The 21,743-nt window shown below is 59.2% G+C and carries 21 protein-coding genes; 7 read left to right on the plus strand and 14 right to left on the minus strand.

What is annotated here, in order from left to right:
* Window positions 1-813, minus strand: coding sequence for a thymidylate synthase (locus tag JIN84_RS14100; RefSeq protein WP_200351680.1), 813 nt, complete (start codon window positions 811-813; stop codon window positions 1-3).
* Window positions 814-987: 174 nt separating this feature from the next.
* Here JIN84_RS14100 and JIN84_RS14105 point away from each other — a divergent pair, with 174 nt between their 5' ends.
* The 5 genes from JIN84_RS14105 to JIN84_RS14125 all read left to right on the plus strand — a co-directional run bounded on the left by JIN84_RS14105 (window position 988) and on the right by JIN84_RS14125 (window position 3,348).
* On the plus strand, window positions 988-1,437 hold the full coding sequence (locus JIN84_RS14105) for a CBS domain-containing protein (RefSeq protein ID WP_200351681.1): 450 nt from the start codon (window positions 988-990) through the stop codon (window positions 1,435-1,437).
* A gap of 123 nt (window positions 1,438-1,560) precedes the next feature.
* The gene (locus JIN84_RS14110; protein WP_200351682.1) at window positions 1,561-1,818 is read left to right on the plus strand and encodes a type II toxin-antitoxin system Phd/YefM family antitoxin; all 258 of its coding nucleotides are present in this window, start codon (window positions 1,561-1,563) and stop codon (window positions 1,816-1,818) included.
* On the plus strand, window positions 1,815-2,267 hold the full coding sequence (locus JIN84_RS14115; RefSeq protein ID WP_200351683.1) for a PIN domain-containing protein: 453 nt from the start codon (window positions 1,815-1,817) through the stop codon (window positions 2,265-2,267). The genes JIN84_RS14110 and JIN84_RS14115 overlap by 4 nt, the downstream gene beginning before the upstream one ends.
* Window positions 2,268-2,354: 87 nt before the next feature.
* Window positions 2,355-2,813 (plus strand): VOC family protein, encoded by a 459-nt coding sequence (locus JIN84_RS14120; RefSeq protein ID WP_200351684.1) that lies wholly within the window; start codon window positions 2,355-2,357, stop codon window positions 2,811-2,813.
* A gap of 25 nt (window positions 2,814-2,838) precedes the next feature.
* Window positions 2,839-3,348, plus strand: a complete 510-nt coding sequence (locus JIN84_RS14125; protein ID WP_200351685.1) for a GNAT family N-acetyltransferase — start codon at window positions 2,839-2,841, stop codon at window positions 3,346-3,348.
* Between the two features lie 43 nt (window positions 3,349-3,391).
* Here JIN84_RS14125 and JIN84_RS14130 read toward each other — a convergent pair whose 3' ends face one another.
* Window positions 3,392-4,870 (minus strand): inorganic phosphate transporter, encoded by a 1,479-nt coding sequence (locus JIN84_RS14130; protein WP_200351686.1) that lies wholly within the window; start codon window positions 4,868-4,870, stop codon window positions 3,392-3,394.
* Between the two features lie 13 nt (window positions 4,871-4,883).
* Entirely contained in the window at window positions 4,884-5,513 is a 630-nt protein-coding gene (locus JIN84_RS14135) for a DUF47 domain-containing protein (RefSeq protein WP_200351687.1), read from the minus strand.
* A gap of 183 nt (window positions 5,514-5,696) precedes the next feature.
* Here JIN84_RS14135 and JIN84_RS14140 point away from each other — a divergent pair, with 183 nt between their 5' ends.
* Window positions 5,697-6,863 carry a pyridoxal phosphate-dependent aminotransferase gene (locus JIN84_RS14140; RefSeq protein ID WP_200351688.1) on the plus strand — a complete coding sequence of 389 codons (1,167 nt, stop codon included), beginning with the start codon at window positions 5,697-5,699 and terminating at the stop codon, window positions 6,861-6,863.
* Between the two features lie 125 nt (window positions 6,864-6,988).
* Here the strand turns inward: JIN84_RS14140 and JIN84_RS14145 are convergent, their stop codons facing one another.
* The 5 genes from JIN84_RS14145 to ychF all read right to left on the minus strand — a co-directional run bounded on the left by JIN84_RS14145 (window position 6,989) and on the right by ychF (window position 13,274).
* Window positions 6,989-8,266, minus strand: coding sequence for a hypothetical protein (locus tag JIN84_RS14145; RefSeq protein ID WP_200351689.1), 1,278 nt, complete (start codon window positions 8,264-8,266; stop codon window positions 6,989-6,991).
* Window positions 8,256-9,467 (minus strand): hypothetical protein, encoded by a 1,212-nt coding sequence (locus tag JIN84_RS14150; protein WP_200351690.1) that lies wholly within the window; start codon window positions 9,465-9,467, stop codon window positions 8,256-8,258. Before JIN84_RS14150 ends, JIN84_RS14145 begins: the two co-directional genes overlap by 11 nt.
* Before the next feature lie 139 nt (window positions 9,468-9,606).
* Window positions 9,607-10,911, minus strand: coding sequence for a hypothetical protein (locus tag JIN84_RS14155; RefSeq protein WP_200351691.1), 1,305 nt, complete (start codon window positions 10,909-10,911; stop codon window positions 9,607-9,609).
* Window positions 10,883-11,911 (minus strand): hypothetical protein, encoded by a 1,029-nt coding sequence (locus JIN84_RS14160; RefSeq protein ID WP_200351692.1) that lies wholly within the window; start codon window positions 11,909-11,911, stop codon window positions 10,883-10,885. Before JIN84_RS14160 ends, JIN84_RS14155 begins: the two co-directional genes overlap by 29 nt.
* A gap of 247 nt (window positions 11,912-12,158) precedes the next feature.
* Complete coding sequence (gene ychF / locus JIN84_RS14165; protein WP_200351693.1) at window positions 12,159-13,274, minus strand: redox-regulated ATPase YchF; 1,116 nt, start codon at window positions 13,272-13,274, stop codon at window positions 12,159-12,161.
* A gap of 232 nt (window positions 13,275-13,506) precedes the next feature.
* On the opposite strand from ychF, the gene JIN84_RS14170 reads away from it, so the two are divergent.
* The gene (locus JIN84_RS14170) at window positions 13,507-14,184 is read left to right on the plus strand and encodes a hypothetical protein (protein WP_200351694.1); all 678 of its coding nucleotides are present in this window, start codon (window positions 13,507-13,509) and stop codon (window positions 14,182-14,184) included.
* A 101-nt stretch (window positions 14,185-14,285) separates the two neighbouring features.
* Here JIN84_RS14170 and JIN84_RS14175 read toward each other — a convergent pair whose 3' ends face one another.
* From JIN84_RS14175 to JIN84_RS14200, 6 genes are all read right to left on the minus strand, one after another.
* Window positions 14,286-14,900: a hypothetical protein gene (locus tag JIN84_RS14175; protein WP_200351695.1), complete on the minus strand. Its 615-nt coding sequence runs from the start codon at window positions 14,898-14,900 to the stop codon at window positions 14,286-14,288.
* Window positions 14,897-17,083 carry a tetratricopeptide repeat protein gene (locus JIN84_RS14180; RefSeq protein ID WP_234043470.1) on the minus strand — a complete coding sequence of 729 codons (2,187 nt, stop codon included), beginning with the start codon at window positions 17,081-17,083 and terminating at the stop codon, window positions 14,897-14,899. Before JIN84_RS14180 ends, JIN84_RS14175 begins: the two co-directional genes overlap by 4 nt.
* A 53-nt stretch (window positions 17,084-17,136) precedes the next feature.
* Complete coding sequence (locus JIN84_RS14185; protein WP_200351697.1) at window positions 17,137-19,509, minus strand: NPCBM/NEW2 domain-containing protein; 2,373 nt, start codon at window positions 19,507-19,509, stop codon at window positions 17,137-17,139.
* 68 nt (window positions 19,510-19,577) lie between these two features.
* Entirely contained in the window at window positions 19,578-20,720 is a 1,143-nt protein-coding gene (locus JIN84_RS14190) for a glycoside hydrolase family 76 protein (RefSeq protein ID WP_200351698.1), read from the minus strand.
* A gap of 150 nt (window positions 20,721-20,870) precedes the next feature.
* Window positions 20,871-21,200 carry an HU family DNA-binding protein gene (locus tag JIN84_RS14195; RefSeq protein ID WP_200351699.1) on the minus strand — a complete coding sequence of 110 codons (330 nt, stop codon included), beginning with the start codon at window positions 21,198-21,200 and terminating at the stop codon, window positions 20,871-20,873.
* A gap of 109 nt (window positions 21,201-21,309) precedes the next feature.
* A complete protein-coding gene (locus JIN84_RS14200) occupies window positions 21,310-21,738 on the minus strand; it encodes a DUF4826 family protein (RefSeq protein WP_200351700.1) in 429 nt (142 codons plus the stop codon).
* Window positions 21,739-21,743 lie beyond the last annotated feature (5 nt).

The following is a 21,743-nucleotide window of genomic DNA, read 5'->3' on the forward strand; positions in this document are numbered from 1 at the left end:
TCAAACCGCCACCGGAGCCTTGATGTGTGGATGGGGATCGTAATTTTCCAAACGGATGTCATCAATCGTGAATCCGTCGATGTCCTTCACGTTGGGGTTCAGCCAAAGGGTTGGCAGAGCGCGCGGTTCGCGGGAGAGCTGGAGTTCCGTCTGTTCCAGATGATTCGAGTAAAGATGGAGGTCCCCGAAGGTGTGGACGAAGTCCCGCGCCTCGTAGTCGCAGACATGGGCGATCATCTGTGTCAGCAGGGCATAGGACGCGATGTTGAACGGCACGCCGAGAAACAGATCCGCGCTGCGTTGGTAAAGCTGGCACGACAGGCCCGGCCTGCCGCCCTCCGGCGCCTCATGGACGTAGAATTGGAACAGAAGGTGGCAGGGGGGCAGCGCCATCTGGTGGATCTGCCCCACGTTCCAGGCGGATACGATGTGGCGGCGGGAATGTGGATTTCCAAGCAGGCCGTCCACCAGCAGGCGGATCTGGTCGATCGTCCGTCCTTCCGGGGTGGGCCATGCCCGCCATTGCTTGCCGTAAACCGGGCCGAGCTCGCCCTCGGCATCCTCCCACTCGTCCCAGATCGTCACACCGTTCTCTTTTAAATAGCGTGTGTTTGTCTCCCCGCGGAGAAACCACAGCAGCTCATGGATGATCGAGCGCAGGTGGAGTTTCTTCGTCGTCACGCAAGGGAAGCCCTTCCGCAGGTCGTAGCGTGCCTGCCGTCCGAATACCGATCTTGTTCCCGTTCCCGTGCGGTCCGAGCGATCCTCGCCGTGCTCCAGCACGTCGCGCATGAGGTCAAGGTAGGCTTTCATGCTGGGATCAAGCCCTCTCTCCGGGAGTTCGTCCAACAGAATCTTGTTTCAGGGGCGGTGAGCTTGCGGTTGGGGGGCAACGGTTGAAAACGACCGGAGCCGACGGATTTCTGGATGCTTGACGTCATGGTTCATCCTCTTCAATGTCATAGAACTTCAAAAAGGAACAAACCCATGGAAATCAACGGAACTGTTTATGACATTCTCCACAATAAAAGTGGAGAGGTATTCACCACGTCACCCCAAAACTCGGTCTATGACGCCGTCCGGCTCATGGGGGAGAAAAACATCGGCGCGCTTGTCGTGGTGGAGGGGGAGCGGATCATCGGGGTCCTTTCCGAGCGGGACTACAGCCGGAAAGTCGTGCTGCGGGGCCGCACTTCCCGAGATACCACCGTCGGAGAAATCGTTTCCAGTCCGGCCATCACCGTGGCCAGCAGGGATGGCATCGACAAATGCATGCAGCTCATGACGGGCAAGCGCATCCGCCACCTGCCCGTCGTGGATGAGGGGCGTCTGGTCGGATTGGTTTCCATTGGAGATCTGGTGAGTTGGGTCATGCAGTCCCAGCGGCACACCATCCAACAGCTCCAGGGGTACATCGCGGGGGACTATCCCGGATAACGAAGCAATGGGTTGATTGCCAACGCAATGCCGGGCTCGGATCCTATTTCGAAATAGGTTGCTTGCCGCCTTTTCGAATCCAGCGTAATTGACATATTACCTTTGTGGACATATTTTGTCCACATGAGAACAGTCACCGTGCGGGACATTCGTAACAACTTTTCCAAGGTCGAAGCATGGCTCGGGGAAGGGGAGGAAATCCGTATCGAAAAGCGTGGCAAACCCATCGGTTTCCTTTCCGCAACCTCTCGATCCGGAGCTCATGACCTGGCGAAACCTGATTTCGCCGCCCGACTTAAAAAAATTTGGGGTGATCGGGTCTTCTCCGCTGAAGAAGTAGCTGCCATGCGTGAAGCTGAATTGGAAGGTGAGGAAGGATGAATGTTTATCCGGACACATCGTTTGTTTGTTCGCTTTATCGCCTGCAACACACATCCCAGCGAGCGATAGAACTTAGAGCGGATCTCGTCGTTCCACTCCCGGTTTCCTCCCTCCTCCTTCTCGAATTCCGCCAGTCAATCCGCTTCCAAATGCGGCTTTTTTCAAAGGATCGCAGCAAGGGATTTTCAAAAAACGAAGGCAGCGCGATGCTTCGCGACCTGCAATCCGACCTCGCGCACGGTGTGCTGGAAATGATTTCCCCGGACTGGGCGGATGTGCATCGCATTGCCGAAGAACTCAGCGGCAGACACACTGAAGCCCACGGCCACCGCTTCGCGGACATTCTGCATGTGGCCACGGCCCTGCATTTCGGTGTGGCAACGTTTTTCACCTTCGACGCGAATCAGAAGCGCCTTGCGGAGGCTGAAGGAATGTTGGTTCCTGTTTGACCATTGGAGGGGATGGATCCGCCAAGTCTGATCCAGCTGTCACATTTTCCACCTTGGCGGGCGGAGGGATTCCTATAGCATGTCCGAATGTCAGATTTCGCCCATATCCCGGAAGGTTACCACTCCGTTACGCCTTCCCTTACCTCGAAAAACGCGGACGCGTCCCTGAAATTCTACGCCGCCGCCTTCGGGGCGGTGGAACATTTCCGGCTGCCGGATGAGAAAACCGGTGGGGTCGCCCATGCGGAATTCCGGATTGGGAATTCCATCATGATGATCTCGGACGAATACCCGGACTATGGTGCCGTGGCTCCGGAAATTTCCAAAGGTGGCTCGTTCATGATCTACGTTCCGGATTGTGACGCCGCATTCGAGCAAGCCGTCGCCGCCGGAGCGACCGTCGTCAGCCCGCCGACCGATCAATTCTGGGGAGACCGTCTCGCCAGTCTCGCCGATCCCTTCGGCTACCGCTGGTCCGTCGCTCAAAAAGTGTCCTCGCCCACGCCGGAGGAAATGGCGGAAGGAATGAAAAATTTCGGAGCCTGATCCCACGGAGTGGTTTCCCTGTCCTATGATCGTCCGTCCGGCAACCGCTTCCGACGCCGGGCCGATCGCGCGGGTGCAGGTCATCTCTTGGCAGGAAGCTTACCGGGGCATCCTTCCCCTGGAGTATCTTGCCGGCTTGTCGGTTTACGAACGGCAGGAAATTTGGGCGAAGTCGATCCTCCAGGAGATGCCGAAGCTCCTGGTGGCCGAGATTGACGGTCAGGTGGTGGGTTTTCTGGCGATGGGACCGTGCCGTGACGACAGGGCTGCTTCATCGCAGCATGAAATCTGGGCGTTTTATGTGGAACCCGCCCGCTGGTCACAAGGTGTCGGATACCGGCTGTGGCTGGCTTCCCGTGACATCTTGGTGGAGTGTGGCGCGGGAAGAATCAGCTTGTGGGTGATTGCCGGCAACGAACGTGCGATTCGATTCTACCGTTCGGCCGGATTTGTGCCTGAGGCGGGCTCCAAAAAACCGTTCGAACTTGGAGGTGTCACCCTCGAGGAGGAGCGTTATGTTTGGGAGCTCGCATGATGGCGTCGCATGATCGCACCCTCTCATGCGGCGGATTTCCTCTTCAGGGAATCCAACCGCAGATGCGGAAGAGCTTCACCAGGAGATAGGCGACACCGCCCGCGGCGGGAAGGGTGAGGATCCAGGCCCAGAGGATGCGCTCGATGAGGGTGAAGTTGAGCGAGTTGAGACGTTTCGCACAACCGACGCCCATGATGGAGGTGGTGATGCTGTGGGTGGTGGAAACGGTCATTCCGAAACTGCCGGTCACGGCGAGCAGGGTGGCGGCGGTGGTCTCGGCGGCGAAGCCGTGGACGGGCTGGAGTTTCACCATCTTGTGACCGAGCGTCTTGATGATGCGCCAGCCGCCCGCCATCGTTCCGGCGGCCATGGTGATGGAGCAGACGATCTTGATCCATGCCGGCACGTCGGGCGAGAGATCGCGGACTTTTCCGGCGGCCACGACGAGAGGGACTTTTCCGGCGGATTCGGCGGCGGCCATTTCCTTGGTCAGGCTGCCGTTCCAGTCGGTGATTTTCGCTGCGACCATTTTCCCGAGGATCGGGAGTTTCGGCAGGAACCGGGCATCCTCGTGGGAGACTAGCTGGTTGTGGGTGGCTTTTGCGTGAGAGGCGAGGCGTTGGGCGGCTTCCGCGTCTCCAATGGCGGCGAAGGTCTTGGCCGAGAGGGTTTGGAACGCCTCGCGGAATTCGCCGGGCTTGAGATGGGTGCTTTCCGTTTCGAGGGTGCTGGCGGCGGCGCGCAGTTGCTCGGGGGTGGATTTGGGATTCTGGATGGTCTTGATGCTTTCCTCGGAGGCCATCGATTTGTCCATGCGGAGGAAGTTCATCCAGTCCGGAGCGTTCTGGAAGGTGCCGGTGGCGGTGGCGGTGACGAGGGCGAGAGTGATGACACCCATCGTTTTCTGGGCGTCGGCGAGACCGTGGGCGAATCCCATGTACCCAGCGCTGAAGATCTGGGCCTTGCCGAAGAAACGGTTCACGAACCGCGGCCGCGCCTTTTGTAACAGGAAATAAAGGATGCCCATGATGATGAAGCCGCCGACAAAGCCGATGACGGGCGAGGTGATCATCGGGATCACCACCTTGTGCAGCACGCCCTCCATGACTTCCTTGCCATCCTTGACTTTTTTCACCGACCAGATGATCGCGTGCCAGTTGTCGTGCGCGCTGGCGACCGCCGCGCCGCAAATTCCACCGACGAGGGCGTGGGTGGAGCTGGACGGGAGCCCGAACCACCAGGTGATCAGGTTCCACACGATCCCTCCGAGGAGCGCGCAGACGATGACCAGCGGGGAAATGAATTGGGAATCCACCAGCCCGGATGACACCGTTTTCGCGACGGCGTGACCGGCAAGCGCACCGATGAGGTTGGTGGCGGCGGCCATGAGGATCGCCTGCCGGGGGGTCATCACCTTGGTGCCGACGACGGTGGCGATGGAGTTCGCCGTATCATGGAAGCCATTGATGTACTCGAAGGCGAGGGCGATGAAGATCACCAGGAAAATGATGCCAAGCGTCATGCTAGTGGGAGGCTCAGGAGTTCTTCAGGACGATCTGGGAGACCACGTTGCCGGCGTCGCGGCAGCGGTCGATGACTTTTTCCAGCAGGTCGTAGAGGTCCCGCTTCGCCATGGCCTCGATCGGGTCCATGGAGCCGGAGTAGATTTCCTTCAGGTAGCCGACGACAAGTTGGTCGGCACGGCCTTCCAGCTCCTGCATCTTGTCGTTTTCCGCCTTGATGTCCTCCAGGCGCGGGCTTTTCGAGAGCATGTCCACCATGCGGACGACCACGAGCGCGGCTTCCTGGGCGATTGCCATCTGTGGAGCGAAATCCTTCGCCTTCACCAGGTGGTGCATGATTTCGTAGCGTTCGCCGAATTTCTCCACCGTTTTAGGAATGCGGTAGAGGGCCTTCGACAGGGCCTCGATGTCCTCGCGGTCCAGCGCGGTGACGAAGACCTTCACGAGTTCCTCGCTGATGATTTCCGCCGTTTTTTTCTCGTTGCGGCGTGCCACCGCGAGGTCAGCGAGGGAGATGTCCCCGTTCGATTCCTGCAGGAGGCGGGCGAGCGCTTCGATGCTCTGGTGCGCCGATTTTGCACTGCTGGCAAGGAGTTCAAAGAACCGGTCCGATTTTCCAAATAGCTTTGCGAGTGAGATCACGGGAAGAATGTGACGATTTCGTCACGTGCCGACAAGCTGAGTTTTTGCGTTCGTCAAGCAGAACCATTTCGCTTGCCACCCTAACGGCCAAGCCCCACAAAAGACCCCCGCCCACTCCTGGGGCTGCGCAAAATTCTGTTGCTCCGCCCGGGATGGCGGGCCAACCCCTTAACCGCCGCTCCTATGGAAAGCATCTCATCCCGTATTGCCAAAGTTTCCCCATCCCTCACGCTTGCCGTCACCGCACAGGCTAAAGCGATGATCGCCAAGGGCGAAGAAGTTTATGCGCTCGCCGGTGGTGAGCCGGAAGTGGACACCCCGCAGTTCATCAAGGACGCCGCCATCGAGGCGCTCCAGTCCGGAAAGACCAAGTACACCCCGGCCGGCGGCATCCCGGAACTCCGCGCCGCGCTTTCGAAGAAGTTCAAGGAGGACAACAACCTGGACTACGCGCCCAACCAGATCTGTGTCACCGGTGGTGCGAAAATGGCCTGTTACAACGCCATCCTCGCCGTGATCGAGGAAGGTGACGAAGTCATCATCCCCTCGCCATTCTGGGTTTCCTATCCGGAGATGGTGACTCTCGCGGGTGGCGTGCCCGTCATCGTCGAGACCAAGGAATCCAACGGTTGGAAAATGACCCCCGAGCAATTCGAGGAAGCCATGACCCCGGCGACCAAGATGGTCATCATCAACACCCCGAGCAACCCGACCGGTGCGATCTACACCAAGGAGGAGCTGCTCGCCCTCGGTGAAATCGCCCTCGGCGAGGACATCGTCATCCTTTCGGACGAGATTTACGAAAAGCTGGTTTACGGCGAAGCCAAGCACGTCTCCATCGCCTCGCTCAGCCAGGAACTCTACGACCTCACCATCACGGTGAACGGCTTTTCCAAGGCCTACTCGATGACCGGCTGGCGTCTCGGCTACACCGCCGCTCCGAAAGCGTTGGCGGACGCCATCGAAAAGATCCAGAACCACACCACCTCGAACGCCAACTCGTTCTCCCAGTACGGCGCCGTCGCCGCGCTGGAGGGCGACCAGTCGTTCATCGAGGATCTCCGTGGCGAATACGACGTGAAGCGCCAGTTCATGTATGCCCGTCTCAAGGCCATCCCGAACATCCGCGTGGTCGAGCCACAAGGCGCGTTCTACTTCTTCGTCTACACCGGCAAAACCGGCCTGAAGTCGATGAACCTCTGTGACAAACTCCTCTCCCGCTACAAGGTCGCCGCCATCCCCGGCATCGCCTTCGGCTTCGACGAGGGCATCCGCCTCAGCTACTGCACCACGCTGGACATCCTCAACGAGGGCCTCACCCGCTTCGAGCAGTTCTGCCGCGAGCATTGATCGTGAGACAGGCATTTCCGCCTGTTCTTTCATAAGCATGAGTCTTCTCAAATCCGTCATCGGCTTCGGCCGGTGGCGGATTTTTTGTGGGATTCATAGGAGCTATACGACCTATGCCGGAAAACCTACTCCGCCGCTTTTCCCAGCGCGTCCTTATCAGCCTGCGGCAGCTTCTCGAACCACGCTTTCGCGTCATTCGGTGCGCTGGCTTCCCACCTGCGTTTCATTGTCTTCAGCATTTCGATCCGTTGCTTGGGATCGGAGAGAGAAGCGCTCAGTTCGGCGTCTTCTTGATCGCTGTTTCTACCGATGACTCGTGCGGAAAATTTATCCCGCGCCGGGCCGGTGGGAAGGGTTTTGATCCATTCGACCGTCCGGGGTCTGTCCGGTGGTTGGCTTCCCCATTGGGAAATGGCTTCCAATATTTTCGCGGGGACGTCTTCACGACCGAGTGCCGCCCATTTTGCGAAGGCTTGCTCCGGGTCTTTCAACGCCCAATTCCCTATGACCTGATCGTTGAGCTTGTTTTTCTGTTCTTCAGGCAGGTTGGTGAATTCGATGAAAACGGCCGCTTCGTTGGGTGACTTATCCGCCATCTCTTCGATCAATTTCTTGTAGCACTTCGCGGTCAGTTCGGCATCGCCACGGCTGGCGAGGTGGGAAAGCAGTTCCGCGCGTTTGTCCGGATCATGGGCAAGCAGCCTGCTCCATTCTTCGAGCATTTGCTTTTGGTCATCCGGCTTCAATGTGGCCAATGCTTCCCGGGCGGCGGCGAAATCGTCAGTGACTTGTTGTTTGAGGAAATTCCGCTGAATGATGGCTCTCATCTCATCGCTTTCTTTCGGGAAATGAGCCTGCTCCAGCCAAGCCCGGGCCGCCGCCGGATCCCGCTGCTGCCATTGGGCGAAGACCTCGCCCAGTGCTCCGATGTTGGTTTCCGCCAGGGACAGGCAAGCCGCTTGAGGATCCTTCCGCCCCCAGTGCTCCAGTATTTCGTGATAAAGCGGGTCTTCGATCTCCCTGAATGATCTCATGTTCGTCACGGAGCCGGCAAACCGCCATTCCTTTGAAAACTGCTCCAACTCCTGCGGACTCATTGTCGCCAGGATCGCCGCAGCCTGTTCGCGCATGGGCCAGTCATGCGCGGCATCCGTGCTGTGTTCAAACAGCATGCGCAGATTCTCCTTCAAGGCAGCCCGCTGCGCGGCACTGCGGTTTTTCACCGATGAATTGGAAGTTTTTCCGCTTGAGGCCCTGTCATGTAACGCTTCCGACCGGGTTTCAGGCGACGGAATTCCAGTACCATTTCCTGCAACGGCGGACGGGCGGGAGGCGAGCAGGTAGCCCGTGACCGCCGCCGCGACGCAACCGAAGGGGATCCCGATGAGCGCTTTATTGGTCACCTTGGTCTCCTTTCGCTGAGAGGATTCGAGGGATGCTTTGACCTTCAGCCCACGCACCATTCAGCCATTTTTCGGCAGCTTCCAAGTCCTGGCTTTTCCATTTCGAAACCAAGGCGGTCCAGATCGGTTGTTCGGTTTTGAGATCGATCTTATCCTGCTTTGAGAGTTGCTGGATCCTGAGCATCGCGACGGCTTCGAAGTGGCCCGCTTCCTCCCATACGGGCGCTTGTTTCTCCAACCACTGCTCCGCGTCCGCCGTATCTGAAGAAATCCAACTACTATAACCCTCCCACCACGTCCGTCCGTCTGGAGGGATGTTTTTGCCGGCCGCCCAACGCAAGGCCGCGGCGGGTTGCATCTGGATTCCGTTTTCCAGGACGATTTTTTCAAATCCAGGGAGATCCACATTTTTCGCCTCCGCCATGGCAGCGGGGAGGTCCGTGCGGGTCCATTCGCGGAAAAGCAAACCGTAGCCCCGGTCGCGGTCCGGGATATCCGGTCGCTCCTTCAGCGCCTTGAGCATCGCGTTCCGCGAATCTTCTCTCTTTGCCGCTTCCGCACAATAGGAGGCGAACAGATCCTTCTCCTTGTCCGGAAACCGCTTTAGATTTTCAAACACATTCTGCGCCGTCCACGTCTTCACGAGCATGTCCCGACCCATGTGACTGAAATAGTATTGATCCTTCACCGACCGATAGGCCGCATCCGGATCCGTCTTCATCCACGCGTTCAGCACGCTTTTCATCAGCTTGTTCCGCTTCGCACCCGCTTGTTCATCCGGTGCCCCCGGCATCGCCGCGACATCCGCCTGCGCGGCCGCCGGATCCGACTCCGCCCAGCGGTAGTAAAGAGCGGACTCGATTTCATCCAACCGATTCTCCTCCATTGTCCGGCTCGCGGTGATGGCACGCGCTTCACGGAGAATCCGCAATGCTTCGGGAATCTCCGCTGCGGGAAGCCGGGATACGACTTTCCAGAGGTTTTCCTCATTTTTCCGATCCAGGATCAATCGCCTGAAGTTTTCAGCAGGGTTTTCTCCAGATCGGCGTTCCCGTGTATGAGCCCGACGGCTGTCGGAAGATCCGCCTTCGGCAAGCGGGTTTTCTTCCGCGGAGATTCCCAGGTGTCCCACCGCGTATCCGGCCATGCCACAGGTCGTGACGAGCAGGACGGGGAAGAGGTGACGCGGGAGGAATTTCATTCTCCATTTGTTAGATGGGCGGAGAATCCATGGCAACAAGTGATGCCGGTTGCTTTAAATAAAATGACTTCCGAGCGCACGGAAGACGCCATGGATGGATGAACCACATGCGTGGAATCGACCGGGGGAATGGCATGAATCATTCAAGCGGTTTCTCCAGCGCTTCCTTATCCGCCTGCGGTAGTTTTTGGAACCATGCTTTTTCCCCATCCGGCCAGCCTGTCTGCCAATTACGTCTCACCAGTTTCATCTGACGGATGCGTTGTCTGGGATCTTCCAGCGAGGCGCTCAGTTCCGCCGCCTGATGGAATCGGCCTCCACCCCATCCTTGGATCAGCTGGAGTTTGAATTGGTCGCTTACCGCGCCGGGAGGGAGTTTTTTCGCCCACTCGAGGGCTTGCTCCGCACCGGGCGAGTTTATGCTCCACTGGAAAAGGGCGGGGAACAAAGCAGGCGGGGCGTCCCCGCGCTCCAGTTCCGCCCATTTGGCGAAAGCCCGCACCGGGTCCTTCATTGCCCAGTCACCGAGGACTTGATCGTTGAGCTTGTTTTTCAGCTCCTCGTCCAGAGTCGTCGATTCGATGAAATTCGCAGCCTCGTTGGGTGACTTGTCAGCCATTTCTCCGATCAACTTCTGGTAACATTTTTCCGTCAGTTCGCCATCTCCACGGTTTGCCAGCAGGGAGAGTAATTCGTCTCGTTTGGCCGGGTCGTGAGCGACCAGTTTGCTCCATTCTTCAAGTGTTTGCTTTTGAGCCTCGGGAGTCATCTGTCCCAAGGATTCACGGGCTGCGGAGAAATGATCCATCACTTGCTGGGTAAGGAAATTCCGCTTCAACATCGCTTTTATTTCATCATCTTTTTGTGGGAAATTGGCCCGCTCCAGCCATGCCTGGGCGGCTTCAGGATCACGTTGCTGCCATTGCCTGAATACTCCGGCCATCGCTCCCAGATGAATGGTTGCCAAGGACTGACACGCTCCTGCCGGATCTTTGAGGCACCACTGCCGCAGGGTCTCCTTTGAAATCAGACCATACATCATGGGCCATGAACGGATGGTGGTGTTCATATTGACCGGCAGCGTTTCTTTCGCGAACCCCTCCAGCTCTTGCGGACTCATCGTCGTCAGAACCGCCGCCACTCGCTCGCGCAGCCCCCAATCGTGGTCTGGTGTCGGACTATTCTTAAGCCGCTGGCGTAAGTCTTCTTTCAAGGCCGCCAGCTGTGCGGCACTACGGATTTTCACCAACGACTCAGGAGTCCGCGTCCCGTGAGCGGCTGCCTGCATCTCGGAAGGGTTTTTCGGCTGGGAAGAAATTTCAGCATCGCTACCTGCCACGCCGGACGACTGCCGGGCGAGCAGATAGCCCATGACTGCTGCCGAGACGCAGCCGATCGGGATTCCAATCAATGACTTATTCATGAGACCCGGTTCCTTTCCCATTGAGAAGTTTGCGGGCCTCATCCGGAGCTGTATCCAGCCATTTCGCGGCTGCTTCAGGGTCTTTGTTTTTCCACTCCGCCATCAGTGAGATCAGTTTCCGTCCGGACTCCTCCCGATCAGTTCCTCCGGGTGGCCTGTCGGTGGTGACGAGTTGTGCCGCCCGAAATCCCGCCACCGCGGCGATGTGACCATCTCTGGTCCATATCGGCGCTTGTTCATCCAACCATTTCCCAGCTTCGGCAGGTTCAAACATCAGCCAATTCCGATAACCCGCTTCCCACAGCAGTCCACCCGGTGGGATGTTCTGGCTTGCCGCCCAACGCATCGTTGCGGCGGGTTGATGGTTGAGACCATCCTCTAAGACATGTTTTTCCAATCCCGGGTTGTTATGTTTTTTCGCCTCCGCCATCGCTGCGGGGAAATCCGCGTAGGCCCATTGTCGGAATAGCAGGAAATACCCCCAATCACGATCCTTGATGTCCGGTTGTTCCTTGAGAATCTTGAGTATGTCGTCCCTCTTTTCCTCATTTCCGACTTCTGCGGCATAATAACAATAGTGGCCGAACAAATCCCTATTCTTGTCAGGAAACTGTTTCAGATTTTCAAACACATTGTCCGCCGTCCACATTTGGACGAGCATGTTGCGCCCGACGTAGCCGAAATCCTCGTGATCTTTCACCGCGCGGTAGGCGGCGTTGGGATCTGTCCGCATCCACGCGCTCAGCACGCTTTCCAAGAGTGCTTTTCTTGATTGCATCGCTTGTTGATCCGGTGGACCCGGCATTGCCGAGACATTCGCCAGCGCGGCCACCGGATCAGACTCCGCCCAGTGGTAGTAAAGAGCGGACTCGATCTCTTCCAGCCGCCTCGCCGCATCCGTGCCGCTGGGAGTCACCACCCGGGCTTCCCGTAGCGCGATCAATGCATCAGGGATTGACGCGGCAGGCAGACGTGAAACGGCTTTCCAAACGTCTGCCTCGTTTTTGCGGTCCAGCAGCATCCGTTTGAAATCTCCAAGAGGAGTTTCTTCCCGTCGCAAATCACGTGAGAGTTTTTGCTCTGTCCGAGGTACGTTTTTTTCACCATTCCCGCTGATTCTTTCCGAAATACCCGCTCTTCCGAGCTGATATCCAGCCACACCGCAGGCTGAGACCAGCAGAGGTGCCAGCCAACGGAATGAGGGAAACTGCATCCGCCATTCGCTAGCGGAGGATGCGGGACGTGGCAAGAGGTTATGAGAAATCCATTTACACGTTGAACCGGAATTCAACGACGTCGCCATCTTTCATGACGTACTGTTTGCCTTCGATGCGGACCTTTCCGGCGACCTTGGCGGCGGACATGCTGCCGGCGCCCACGAGATCGTCATAGTGGACGATTTCCGCAGCGATGAAGCCACGCTCGAAGTCGGTGTGGATCACTCCCGCGGCGGCGGGGGCCTTGTCACCGGCGATGATGGTCCACGCGCGGGTTTCTTGCACGCCCGTGGTAAGGTAGGTGCGGAGGCCGAGCAGGTGGTAGACACCACGGATCAGCGCGGAGACGCCGGAATCCGTCACGCCCATGTCGGCGAGGAATTCATTCGCTTCCTCCACCGGCATCTCGCTGAGTTCTTCCTCGATGCGGGCGGAGATGACGACGGCTTCCGAACCGGTGTGCTCGGCGGCATACTTGCGGACGCGGGCGACCTGGGCGTGGGAATCCGGGTCGGCGATGGCTCCGGCAAGTTCGTCTTCCGCGACGTTGCAGGCGTAGATGGTTTTCTTCGAAGAAAGCAGGAAAAATTCTTTCACGATGGCCTTGTCATCGTCGGTGAAATCGATGGTCAGCGCGGGTTTCCCCTGATCGAGGTGCGGCATGATGACGTCGATGAGCTCGACCTCCTTCTTCGCTTCCTTGTCGCCGCCCTTGGCTTTTTTCTCGCGGGAGTGACGGCGCTTTTCCAGCGAGGCCATGTCGGCGAGGATCAGCTCCGAGTTGATGATGTCGATGTCGCGGATGGGATCGACGGTGCCGAGCTCGTGGATGATGTCGTCGTTCTCGAAACAACGCACGACCTGCACGATGGCGTCGGTCTCGCGGATGTTCGCGAGGAACTGGTTGCCAAGGCCCGCGCCTTCCGAAGCGCCCTTCACCAGTCCGGCGATGTCGACGAACTCGATGGCGGTCGGCACCAGTTTCTGGGAACCGGAAATCTTCGAGAGCACCGCAAGCCGGGGATCCGGCACGCTGACGATGCCGACATTCGGGTCGATGGTGCAGAATGGATAGTTCGCCGCCTCCGCCTTGCGGGTGCGGGTCACAGCATTGAAGAGTGTCGATTTACCGACATTGGGTAGTCCTACGATTCCGGCCTTGAGCATTGCGGCGGGAGGGTGGGGGAATTCCGGGTGGGAGGACGAGGAAAAAGTGCGGGAAGTGCGGGTGAACGGGCCGCCAGTCCCGGGACCCGGCTTTCAGGAAGAGAAAGATCGGGTATTGGGGTGAATTTTTCCGCCGATGATCCGTCACACATTCGCATCTCCCTGACGATGGTGATTGTGCTCGACGCGAATCCCGGTGAGTCTCATCTCCCCTTGCGAAAACTTTGAATCAATGACGGCTTTTCTGATCAGTTGTGACCATGCGACCTGTGCGGTGCCCGAGGCCTATCGGGAGATTTTCCGGGGCTCCGAGGATATCGTCACATCGACGGAAGGCTGGGAACCCGGGTCGCTGAATCTGGCCCAGGGATTTTCCATGAGATTCCGCACGCCGCTGCTGCATGGCGATGTCACCCGGCTGCTCATCGATTTCGGCAAGGACGGCGATGAAAGATGGAGCCGGTTTTCCCTGAAACTTCCGGAAACCACGCGGGCGAAACTGGTGGACCGCCATGAACGGCCCTATCGCACGCAGATGAAAGACCGCATCGCCGAGGATCTCAGGCGGCATGAGTCGCTGGTGCATGTGATGATCCACACGGATCCAGCCACGGATGGGCTGGTGATGTTGGAAACGCCGCCGGGGGCCGTGCTGGCGGAGAAATTCGCCGCGGCCTGGAGGACGCGGCTGGCGGCGAAGGACCTGGATGTGCGCCATGTCCGTGACGTGGTTCCGGGGGCGCTGGGAGCATCGCTGGCAGCGGTGTATCCGGCGGAACAATACGCGCAGATCCGCCTGTCCGTGGCGCAGACGTTTTTCCTCGAAGGTCGTCCCTGGCGGTGGGAAACGCTGAAGAAGCTGCTGCTGGATTCGCTTGAAGCGGTTGGCAAGGAAGCGACGGTTGCCTGAAAGGGCAGGGAAGTCGGGGCGTCCGTCAACGGGCAATGATGCCTGTGCCTGCCAAAAACCGCCGGGAGCGTGGCGGGATGCTCGTGAAATGGAGGACCAACTCAGCGACCCATGATTGTCGTTGTCTGGGCTTTGCTCATCTGGCGTTGTTCGCGGTAGTCGATGATGTCCGGACGTTCGAAGTCATTCCGCTTGTTTTCGATCTGGTCGTTCGTGCCCTTGGTGATGGGAGCGTTTCCAGCCTCGCGTGCGGAGTTGGTGGCGTAGCCGTTCGTATCGTAGTTGTCCGGAAGTTTGGCGTTCGTGGAGGATTCCCGGGCTCCCTTTTCGCCCAGCTTGGAGGCTTTTTGGAATTTGCCGCCATCGGTGTTGCCGGCGTAGGCCTTGCGGTCGAACTCCTTGTTGCCCCAAAAGGACTTCTTGGAAAAGTCGCCGGGTTTGTATGCCTCTTTCTTATACGTCTTGTTGGCGAAATTGGGGTCCTGGCCCATTTGATCATAAGAACTCCGTTTGTCGCTCTTGGGCACCCAAGAGCCTTTCTCATTCTTTTTAAACCCATTGTCCTTGGATTTTTCCGACACCCAGTCGGCGACGCTGCGTTCGGTCGCACCTTGTGATGCCGGGGCGGCGGCCGCGGATTTTTTCTTGTCCGAATCCGAGGCGCAGGAGACGAGCAGGACGGCCGGCAGGATGAGGGAGAGAGGTAGGTTTTTCACTGGGTGACGAGGCGTTCTTCGAGTTTGGGGTCAGGCACCGCTCCGCGTTCGAGCGCCTGCTGGTAGTATTCCTTGGCCTGATCGAGGCGTTTGTCACGCGCGCAAAGCACCGCGAGCGCGATGTAGCCCTCGTTCGGCATCGGATCAGCGGCGATGGAGGCCTTGAAATTGGCTTCGGCCTCTCCCGCACGGCCCAGGTTGAGGGTGGTCTTGGCGAGGAGGAAATAGCTTTTCGCGTCATCCGGCAGGATCTGGATGGCGGTCTTGAATTCCTGTTCGGCGGCGGCGAGATCCCCGAGCAGGAAAAGCGAGTAACCCAGCATCCGGTGGGCATACGGGTTGTTAGCCTCCAGCTCCACCGCGCGGCGGAACTTGTCCACGGCGGCGGTGGGATCATTCAGCTTCAGGTCCACGACACCCAGCTTGCAAAGCGTGGGGATGTGGCCGGGGTGCTGCTCCATGATCATTTCAAACAATTCGCGGGTTGGCAGCAGACGGCCTGCGGAGTAGGATTTCTCGGCGGTCCGCTCGAGAACGGAAATGTCGCGGTTCAGCGCGTCGGTGTTGCGGCCGACGGTGTCGCGGTCCTGGGCGAAAGGGGAAATGAACACTCCATCCACCTGTCTGTCGGCGAGAAGCTGCTGCTCGTCGGGAGTGAGCTGGACGTCCTGTCCGTCCAACAATTTGATGGCCTGGTCCATCTCCTCGCTTTCTCCGCCCATGTCCTTGGCGGCCTGGACCATGAGATCGCTGGCCTGGCGGCGGCGCTCCTGCACGGCGAGCTGCTTGCGGATGATTTCACGCAGCATCCGGACTTCTTCCGGATTTGACGAGGCGTTGCCTCCGGCGAGCGAGCGTTCCTCGCCGCGCAGCCGTTTTTCCAAGTCCTCGAGACGCTGGTCCTGGTCCCGTTTCTCCTGCTGGAGCCGGTTGATCTGCGACTTGGCGATGGCGAGGTTTTGCTTTGCCGCGATCACCTCATCCTTGGTGCTGTTGTTGTCCAGATTCAGCCGCTCGACGGTTTCCTTCGCTTCGTTCAGGCTCTTTGAGAGGCCGAGGTTCTGCTGGATGAGGTGATTGATCTGACCGTCTCTGTTGAAATTGAGCAGGACGTTCATTTGCTCGCGCTCTTCCAGAAGAGAGTCGCGCTCGGTGCGGATCTGGGCGAAGGATTCCCTGCTTTCCTCGAGCTCCTTGACGAGGTTGTTGATGCGTTCGTGCGCCTTGCCGAGCTCGAGGTTTTTCTGGGCGAGTTCCTTCTCCATCGCCATGAGCTGCGTCCGCTGGCCGGCGACGACCTCGTTCGAGACTTTTTCCTGAACCTTCAGATCGCGGTCCAGATTGGAGTATTTCTGCTGCATCACTCCGCGATCCGCCTGGAGCGTCGCGATCTCCGCGAGCGCCTCGGTGTGCCGGGCCCGGCTCTGGGTGAGGGCCATGCCCATGGCGTCGCGTTCCTGCTCCAGGCCTGCGATGCGTTGTTCGATCGCCTTCATCTCGCTTTCCACCGGACTGGCGGCGAGCCGGGCGCGGAGCGACTGCAGGCTGTTTTCCGCCGCGCGGAGCTGCGCTTGGGCGAAGTCGCGCTGGCGGGCCATGTCGTTCACGCGGGAGAGGTCGCGGGACGTTTCCCCACCTGTCGTGGGAGCGGGCTTCGTGAGATTTTTCAGACGTTCCACCTCGGCCTCCGCTTCCCTGAGGCGTTTGGCGTCCATCGGGTTGACATCGAGGACGCCCGGTTTGAGCGGCATGACCCCTTCCGCGGGATCGATCAATGTGCCGGAGGTTTTTTCACCGCCTTCAAGTTCGGCGGTGACCTTGCGCTGGTTTTTCTTCTGTTCCTCAGCCCGCGTGAACAAGCGGGCGAGGGTGTCGGAATTTTTCGAGATGCTGCCACCGACCATCTCGGGCTTCCACGCCGGATAATAGGTGCGGACACCCTCCATCAGCTTGTTCGCCGCCCTGAGCTTTTCCGATGCGCCGACGAAATCCCCGCTCTCTTCCAACCGCTCGGCGTCGCGTTTCGCCAGATAGGCCTGGAAATAGACATCGGAGGGATCGAACTGCGCGGGCGACACCGGAGGCGGTGTCTGCGCCTGTGCGGAGGCCGTGGCTATCAAAAGCACGGAGGTGGTCAGCCCCGCCATGGGCGCGCAGAGGTTTTTCGTGATCCGGTCGAACATCGGGCAGCCACCGTAGGCACGGGATTCGGGCGGGGCAAGCGGGATTCCAGAGCTTAATTCTTCTTCAGGATCATGACGAAACCGCCTCCCGGCGACATGCGGGCGGTGGCCTTGTCGCCGGATTTTACCTCACGACCGCCGATTTCCAGCCGGGTCTTTTCTCCCTCCACATCGCTGAAGGAAACCGCGTGGAAATTTCCAGAAGGAAGGAAATCCAGAACGAAATCATACGTTTTGACCTGGTCGGTACCATTGATGACGGCGATCCACCATGAATCGCCGGATCTGCGGGCGAGTGCGGCGATCTCGCCGATCCTGCTGCCGGGCAGCACCCGCAGTTCGTCCCAGACGACGGGCTTCGTGCGGATGAAATCAACGACTTCGGCGGGTTGCGCGAGGTAGGATTTCGCGCTGTCCGCCCAGTGATTGAGCGGGGAATTGTAGGCGACGGCGGCGGCCATTTGCGATCCGGCCGTCGTTTTACCCATCGGTCCGTCCCGGAAGACGGTGGGGGTGAAATCGGCGGGACCGGTGACAAGGCGGGTGAACGGCAGCGCCGCGAGGTGGGAGCGGGCGACATTTCCCCCCTGCTCCATCCCGAAGACCGCCTCGCGGGTCATCCAGTGAGGCCACGTCCGTTCCTCGCCGGCGGGCTTGTTCGCACCGTGGAAATTGATCAGGATCTTTTCCTTCGCGCCGATTTCCAGGCAGGATTTGAAGAACGCGAGCCGGTCCTGGCTCTCGCTGTCCATGAAGTCGATCTTCACGCCGACGGCCCCGGCGGCGGCGACGTTCTTGAAAAACTCCTCGCGCTTTTCGAGCGATTTGAGCCGCTCCCAATGCTCCCAGACCATGATCTTCACCTTCTTGGTGGCCGCGTAATCGCACACCTCCCTGAGGCTCGCCCACTCGTCCCTTCCATTGCGGTGCCAGCCCATCTTCGGCTCGCGCCATGGATCATCGATGACGTAGTAGTCGCAGTTCAGCGAGGCGGCGTCGTCCACGAATCCCTTGATGAGTTCCCATTTCGCGGTGTCCCACTGCCCGAAGCCCCATGTCCAGTAGGAGCGGCCGGGCTTGAGCCAGTCCGTTTTCATGCCTTGGGGAAACCGCTTCGCATCAGGCGGCGGCGAGACGTTGTAAACAATGCTCTGGTTCACCAGCCCGTTGAGATCCTCCGCGGCGATGACGATACGCCATGGCGTGGCGATCTCGCCCTCCATGGTCCAGCCTTCCGCATCATCCTCGAAGATGCCGTTCAGCGTCCGTCCCCGCGGGCCCAGGGTCATGCCGCTGTAGCCGAACATGTTCGCCTCGGTGATGCTGGCATAGCCGCCATCCTTCAGCTCGACCGTCACCGGCATGGTGATCTGGCGGGTGGGGGAGTCGTCCTTCACGGTGAAGTGGAGGAAATTCGCTTCGTAGTTTCCGGTGTTGTGATTGCTCCAGTAGCTCGCTCCCTCCGGAATCACGAACGAGGTCGCCTCGCCCGTCACCTTTCTTTTTCCACCGCCGGGGATGATGTAACGCCAGGCGATGCCGTCGCCGTAGGCCCGCCAATCCAGCGTCCAGGTTTCGCCACCGCTGCGGATGGACACCTTTTCCCCGTTGCAGAGATCATGCATCGAGGTCGTGTTGCCGAACCACGCGTAGGTCTCGTCCGTCTTGTAGGGTTGCGCGCCGCCGATCTCGACATCCTTCCCGAGATCTACTGCGTCCACCGTAACTCCCAGCGGGGACGGGGCCAATACCGGCCTGCCGTTCCGCAGCACCTGGATGACCAGCCTTCCGTCCGCCACGGAGATGCCCGCCTTGACCTTCTTGTCAGGGCTGGAAATCACACGTTGTGGTCTGGCGGCGGCGAGTTTCGCAACATCGCCTTCGTAGTGTGGAAGGCTCACCGTCCAGCGCGGTCCCATGGCGGGGGCCTCGTCGGAGTAGATGAAGCGTGCGTCCGCCCAATTCGCGTGATCGCTGTTTTTTCCGTCGCCCGCATCGGTCACCCGGAGTTCCACCAGCTTCACCCCTGCCAGATCCACATCCACTTTTTTCGCCGCATCGCCCTTGCGGAGAGTCCCGCTGTCATAGAGCTTTTTTCCGTCGCCGATGACTTGGAAGACGACCGATCCGGATTGCTCCGGCCCGTCATCCGCGCCGACGGTTGCCTGGAACCGGACGGATTTCTGGCCGCGCAGGTTCACGAACGCATCACTCGGCGCATGGACTCCCATTCCGCGCGGATAGGTCGTGCCCGCGATGGACAGCGGTTTGTTGGAAATCGACTTGTTCTTCTTCGCGTCTCCGAAGCCCGTGCTGAAGCCGCTGGTGTCGTATTCGTCCAACCAGATTTCCTTGGCGGACAGGGACGCCAGCGGGCACAGGGCGAGCAGGGACAGCGTGAGTCGGGATGGGTTGAACGGATTCATTGGTTGGCGGTGAGATTGATGGAACGCGCGGGATGGTCAACGGACTTGGATGATGGGGGATGACAAACTTATTTTTTCCGGTCGTCCGCAGCCTTGCCGGTGAGGATCTCCGCCGCCACCCAGTAAGCCCGCGCGGGGCTGGCCTGGTTGAGAAGCATGCTCTCCTCCCGGCGGGGGCTCATTTTGCGTTCCCATGTCACGGGGTAACGTCCGTTGGGTTCCTTGAGATTGTCGTGCACATAGGTCAGGGATTTTTCCACGACCTCCGCCCAGTGCCTGTCCCCGCTTTCCTGATAAAGCTCCAGGTAGGACTCCACCAGCATGTGGGCGAAACGACCGCTGTCGGCGACCGCTCCGTTCTCCCGCACCCAGAATTTTTCCGCCGCCAGGGAGACCCGCCTGGCTTCCTCCAGATAACGCGCTTCTCCGGTGATCTTGTGGAAGAGGCAGTTCGCACGGATCATCAGCGCGGTGTTGTAGGTGAATTTCCTGCGGCCGACGCGCCCTTCCAGATTGATGTTGTCGAAGTAAAGGCCGTCCGTGTCCTGAAGGCGGGAGTTTGTCCATGCATACAGGCGCCTGGCGATTTCCAGATATTTCCCGTCCTTCGTGAGCTGGTGCAGCCGCAACGCCGAAACAATGGCCGGGCCGTTCGTACAGGTGTGCTTGGAGCGCAGGATGTTTTCCCGCCAGTAGAGTCCTCCTCCGAGCTTGTCGTCCTCGCCGGTCATGACGAAATCGAATGTCGCGATCGCCCGGTCCAAATATTTTTGTTCCTTGCTGACTTCGAAAACCTCCGCCAGCGCCAGCACCAGCCAGGCGTTGTCATCGTAATAGCGGTCGGATTCCTTCGGGCCGGGCTGCACGTCGAAGCCCTCGACGCCGTTGTGCTTGAGCCAATACACCTGGATGGCATCCGCATACGCCTTGGTTTCAGGAAGGTATTTCCCGGGCTCGACAGCGGAGGCCGCGGCCAGCGCGGTAAGCTGCACGCCCACTCCCCACATGAAGGATGGGTGCGAGGGCGCGCCGTTCTCATCCGGGGCCATCTCCGCATAGAGTCCGGATTCGGAAAGCCAGAGATCCTTCTTGATGGTTGTGAGATTCTCTTCTCCCCAACTGGCATACGGTGGGGCGGCTTCCAGCGGGCCAAGCATCAGGATTCCTAACAGAAGTGCCGTCGTCAGGCCTTTGACATGTTGTATGCTCATGGGGTGTGTGACCTGCAACTACGTGTGTTTTCACCTTATATTTCACGGGATTTCCGATCATGCGTCACAAAAAACGGCCTTCCCGCGATGCGGAAAGGCCGGTTGTTAGATCGTTGGAAATGCGGGGCATTCCGTGACCGGATCAGGCGGTCAGCCCGCCATGTCCTTGAGCTTCTTCAAAGGACGGACCTTGACGACGGTGCTCGCTGGCTTGGCCTTGAAAGTGACTTCTTCCTTGGTGAAAGGATTGATGCCCTTGCGAGCCTTGGTCGCCGGCTTGCGGACGGTGCTGATCTTGAGAAGGCCCGGAAGGACGAACTCGCCGACAGCGTTCTTGGTGACGTGGGACTCGATGATGGTGCTGAGGCCATCCAGAACAGCGGCCACTTGCTTGCGGCTGAGTTCGGTGCTGGCGGCGATTTCGTCGAGGATCTGGGTTTTGGAATACTTTTCCTTAGTGAGTTTAAGCTTGGTTGCCATGCACCGGAATTCGCTTAACGGCGGGAGAATGTCAAGAATACTGATGACGGGTCCGACGACAGGTCCGGAGACGGGTCCGGAGACAGGCGCTTTCCGTTGTTTGCAACCCTCAGTCGTCCCACCCCTCTTCAGCGGCGTAACGGGCCAGCGCGTCGGCCCGGTGTTGGAGCATTTCGGCGAGTTCCGGCCACTCCTCCGGGGTTCCCATATTGAGTGTGGGGTGCTCTTCGCCCCGCCGCATGTGGTCGGCCACATCCGCCCATTCCGCGCTGAAATGCAGCAATGCCTCGCGTGGTTCCTCGCCGAGGGTGCTGGACATGTAGTCCGTCGGGACATCCCCGCTGATGGCCCACCAACCGACGCGCCCGCTGTGCTTCACGGACTGGACAGCCCAGAGCGCGACGTCCGGTTCCACGTGGAAGGTCGGCCAATTTTCCACGCCTCCATGCCGGCAGCCTTGAAAATCGAGGTAATCGATGACTTTCCGGCGCTCTTCCGCGATCCATTTTTCCTCTTCCGTCTTTTCGGGTGCCTTCATCGTGC

It is taken from the genome of Luteolibacter yonseiensis, from assembly GCF_016595465.1.
GTDB classification, from domain to species: domain Bacteria; phylum Verrucomicrobiota; class Verrucomicrobiia; order Verrucomicrobiales; family Akkermansiaceae; genus Luteolibacter; species Luteolibacter yonseiensis.

Bases quoted from the DNA above. Each gene is read 5' to 3' on its own strand.
- JIN84_RS14100 (WP_200351680.1), bottom strand. From the start codon at position 813: ATGAAAGCCTACCTTGACCTCATGCGCGACGTGCTGGAGCACGGCGAG.
- JIN84_RS14105 (WP_200351681.1), top strand. From the start codon at position 988: ATGGAAATCAACGGAACTGTTTATGACATTCTCCACAATAAAAGTGGA.
- JIN84_RS14110 (WP_200351682.1), top strand. From the start codon at position 1,561: ATGAGAACAGTCACCGTGCGGGACATTCGTAACAACTTTTCCAAGGTC.
- JIN84_RS14115 (WP_200351683.1), top strand. From the start codon at position 1,815: ATGAATGTTTATCCGGACACATCGTTTGTTTGTTCGCTTTATCGCCTG.
- JIN84_RS14120 (WP_200351684.1), top strand. From the start codon at position 2,355: ATGTCAGATTTCGCCCATATCCCGGAAGGTTACCACTCCGTTACGCCT.
- JIN84_RS14125 (WP_200351685.1), top strand. From the start codon at position 2,839: ATGATCGTCCGTCCGGCAACCGCTTCCGACGCCGGGCCGATCGCGCGG.
- JIN84_RS14130 (WP_200351686.1), bottom strand. From the start codon at position 4,870: ATGACGCTTGGCATCATTTTCCTGGTGATCTTCATCGCCCTCGCCTTC.
- JIN84_RS14140 (WP_200351688.1), top strand. From the start codon at position 5,697: ATGGAAAGCATCTCATCCCGTATTGCCAAAGTTTCCCCATCCCTCACG.
- JIN84_RS14150 (WP_200351690.1), bottom strand. From the start codon at position 9,467: ATGAAATTCCTCCCGCGTCACCTCTTCCCCGTCCTGCTCGTCACGACC.
- JIN84_RS14155 (WP_200351691.1), bottom strand. From the start codon at position 10,911: ATGGGAAAGGAACCGGGTCTCATGAATAAGTCATTGATTGGAATCCCG.
- JIN84_RS14160 (WP_200351692.1), bottom strand. From the start codon at position 11,911: ATGCTGCTGGACCGCAAAAACGAGGCAGACGTTTGGAAAGCCGTTTCA.
- ychF (WP_200351693.1), bottom strand. From the start codon at position 13,274: ATGCTCAAGGCCGGAATCGTAGGACTACCCAATGTCGGTAAATCGACA.
- JIN84_RS14170 (WP_200351694.1), top strand. From the start codon at position 13,507: ATGACGGCTTTTCTGATCAGTTGTGACCATGCGACCTGTGCGGTGCCC.
- JIN84_RS14180 (WP_234043470.1), bottom strand. From the start codon at position 17,083: ATGTTCGACCGGATCACGAAAAACCTCTGCGCGCCCATGGCGGGGCTG.
- JIN84_RS14185 (WP_200351697.1), bottom strand. From the start codon at position 19,509: ATGAATCCGTTCAACCCATCCCGACTCACGCTGTCCCTGCTCGCCCTG.
- JIN84_RS14190 (WP_200351698.1), bottom strand. From the start codon at position 20,720: ATGAGCATACAACATGTCAAAGGCCTGACGACGGCACTTCTGTTAGGA.
- JIN84_RS14195 (WP_200351699.1), bottom strand. From the start codon at position 21,200: ATGGCAACCAAGCTTAAACTCACTAAGGAAAAGTATTCCAAAACCCAG.
- JIN84_RS14200 (WP_200351700.1), bottom strand. From the start codon at position 21,738: ATGAAGGCACCCGAAAAGACGGAAGAGGAAAAATGGATCGCGGAAGAG.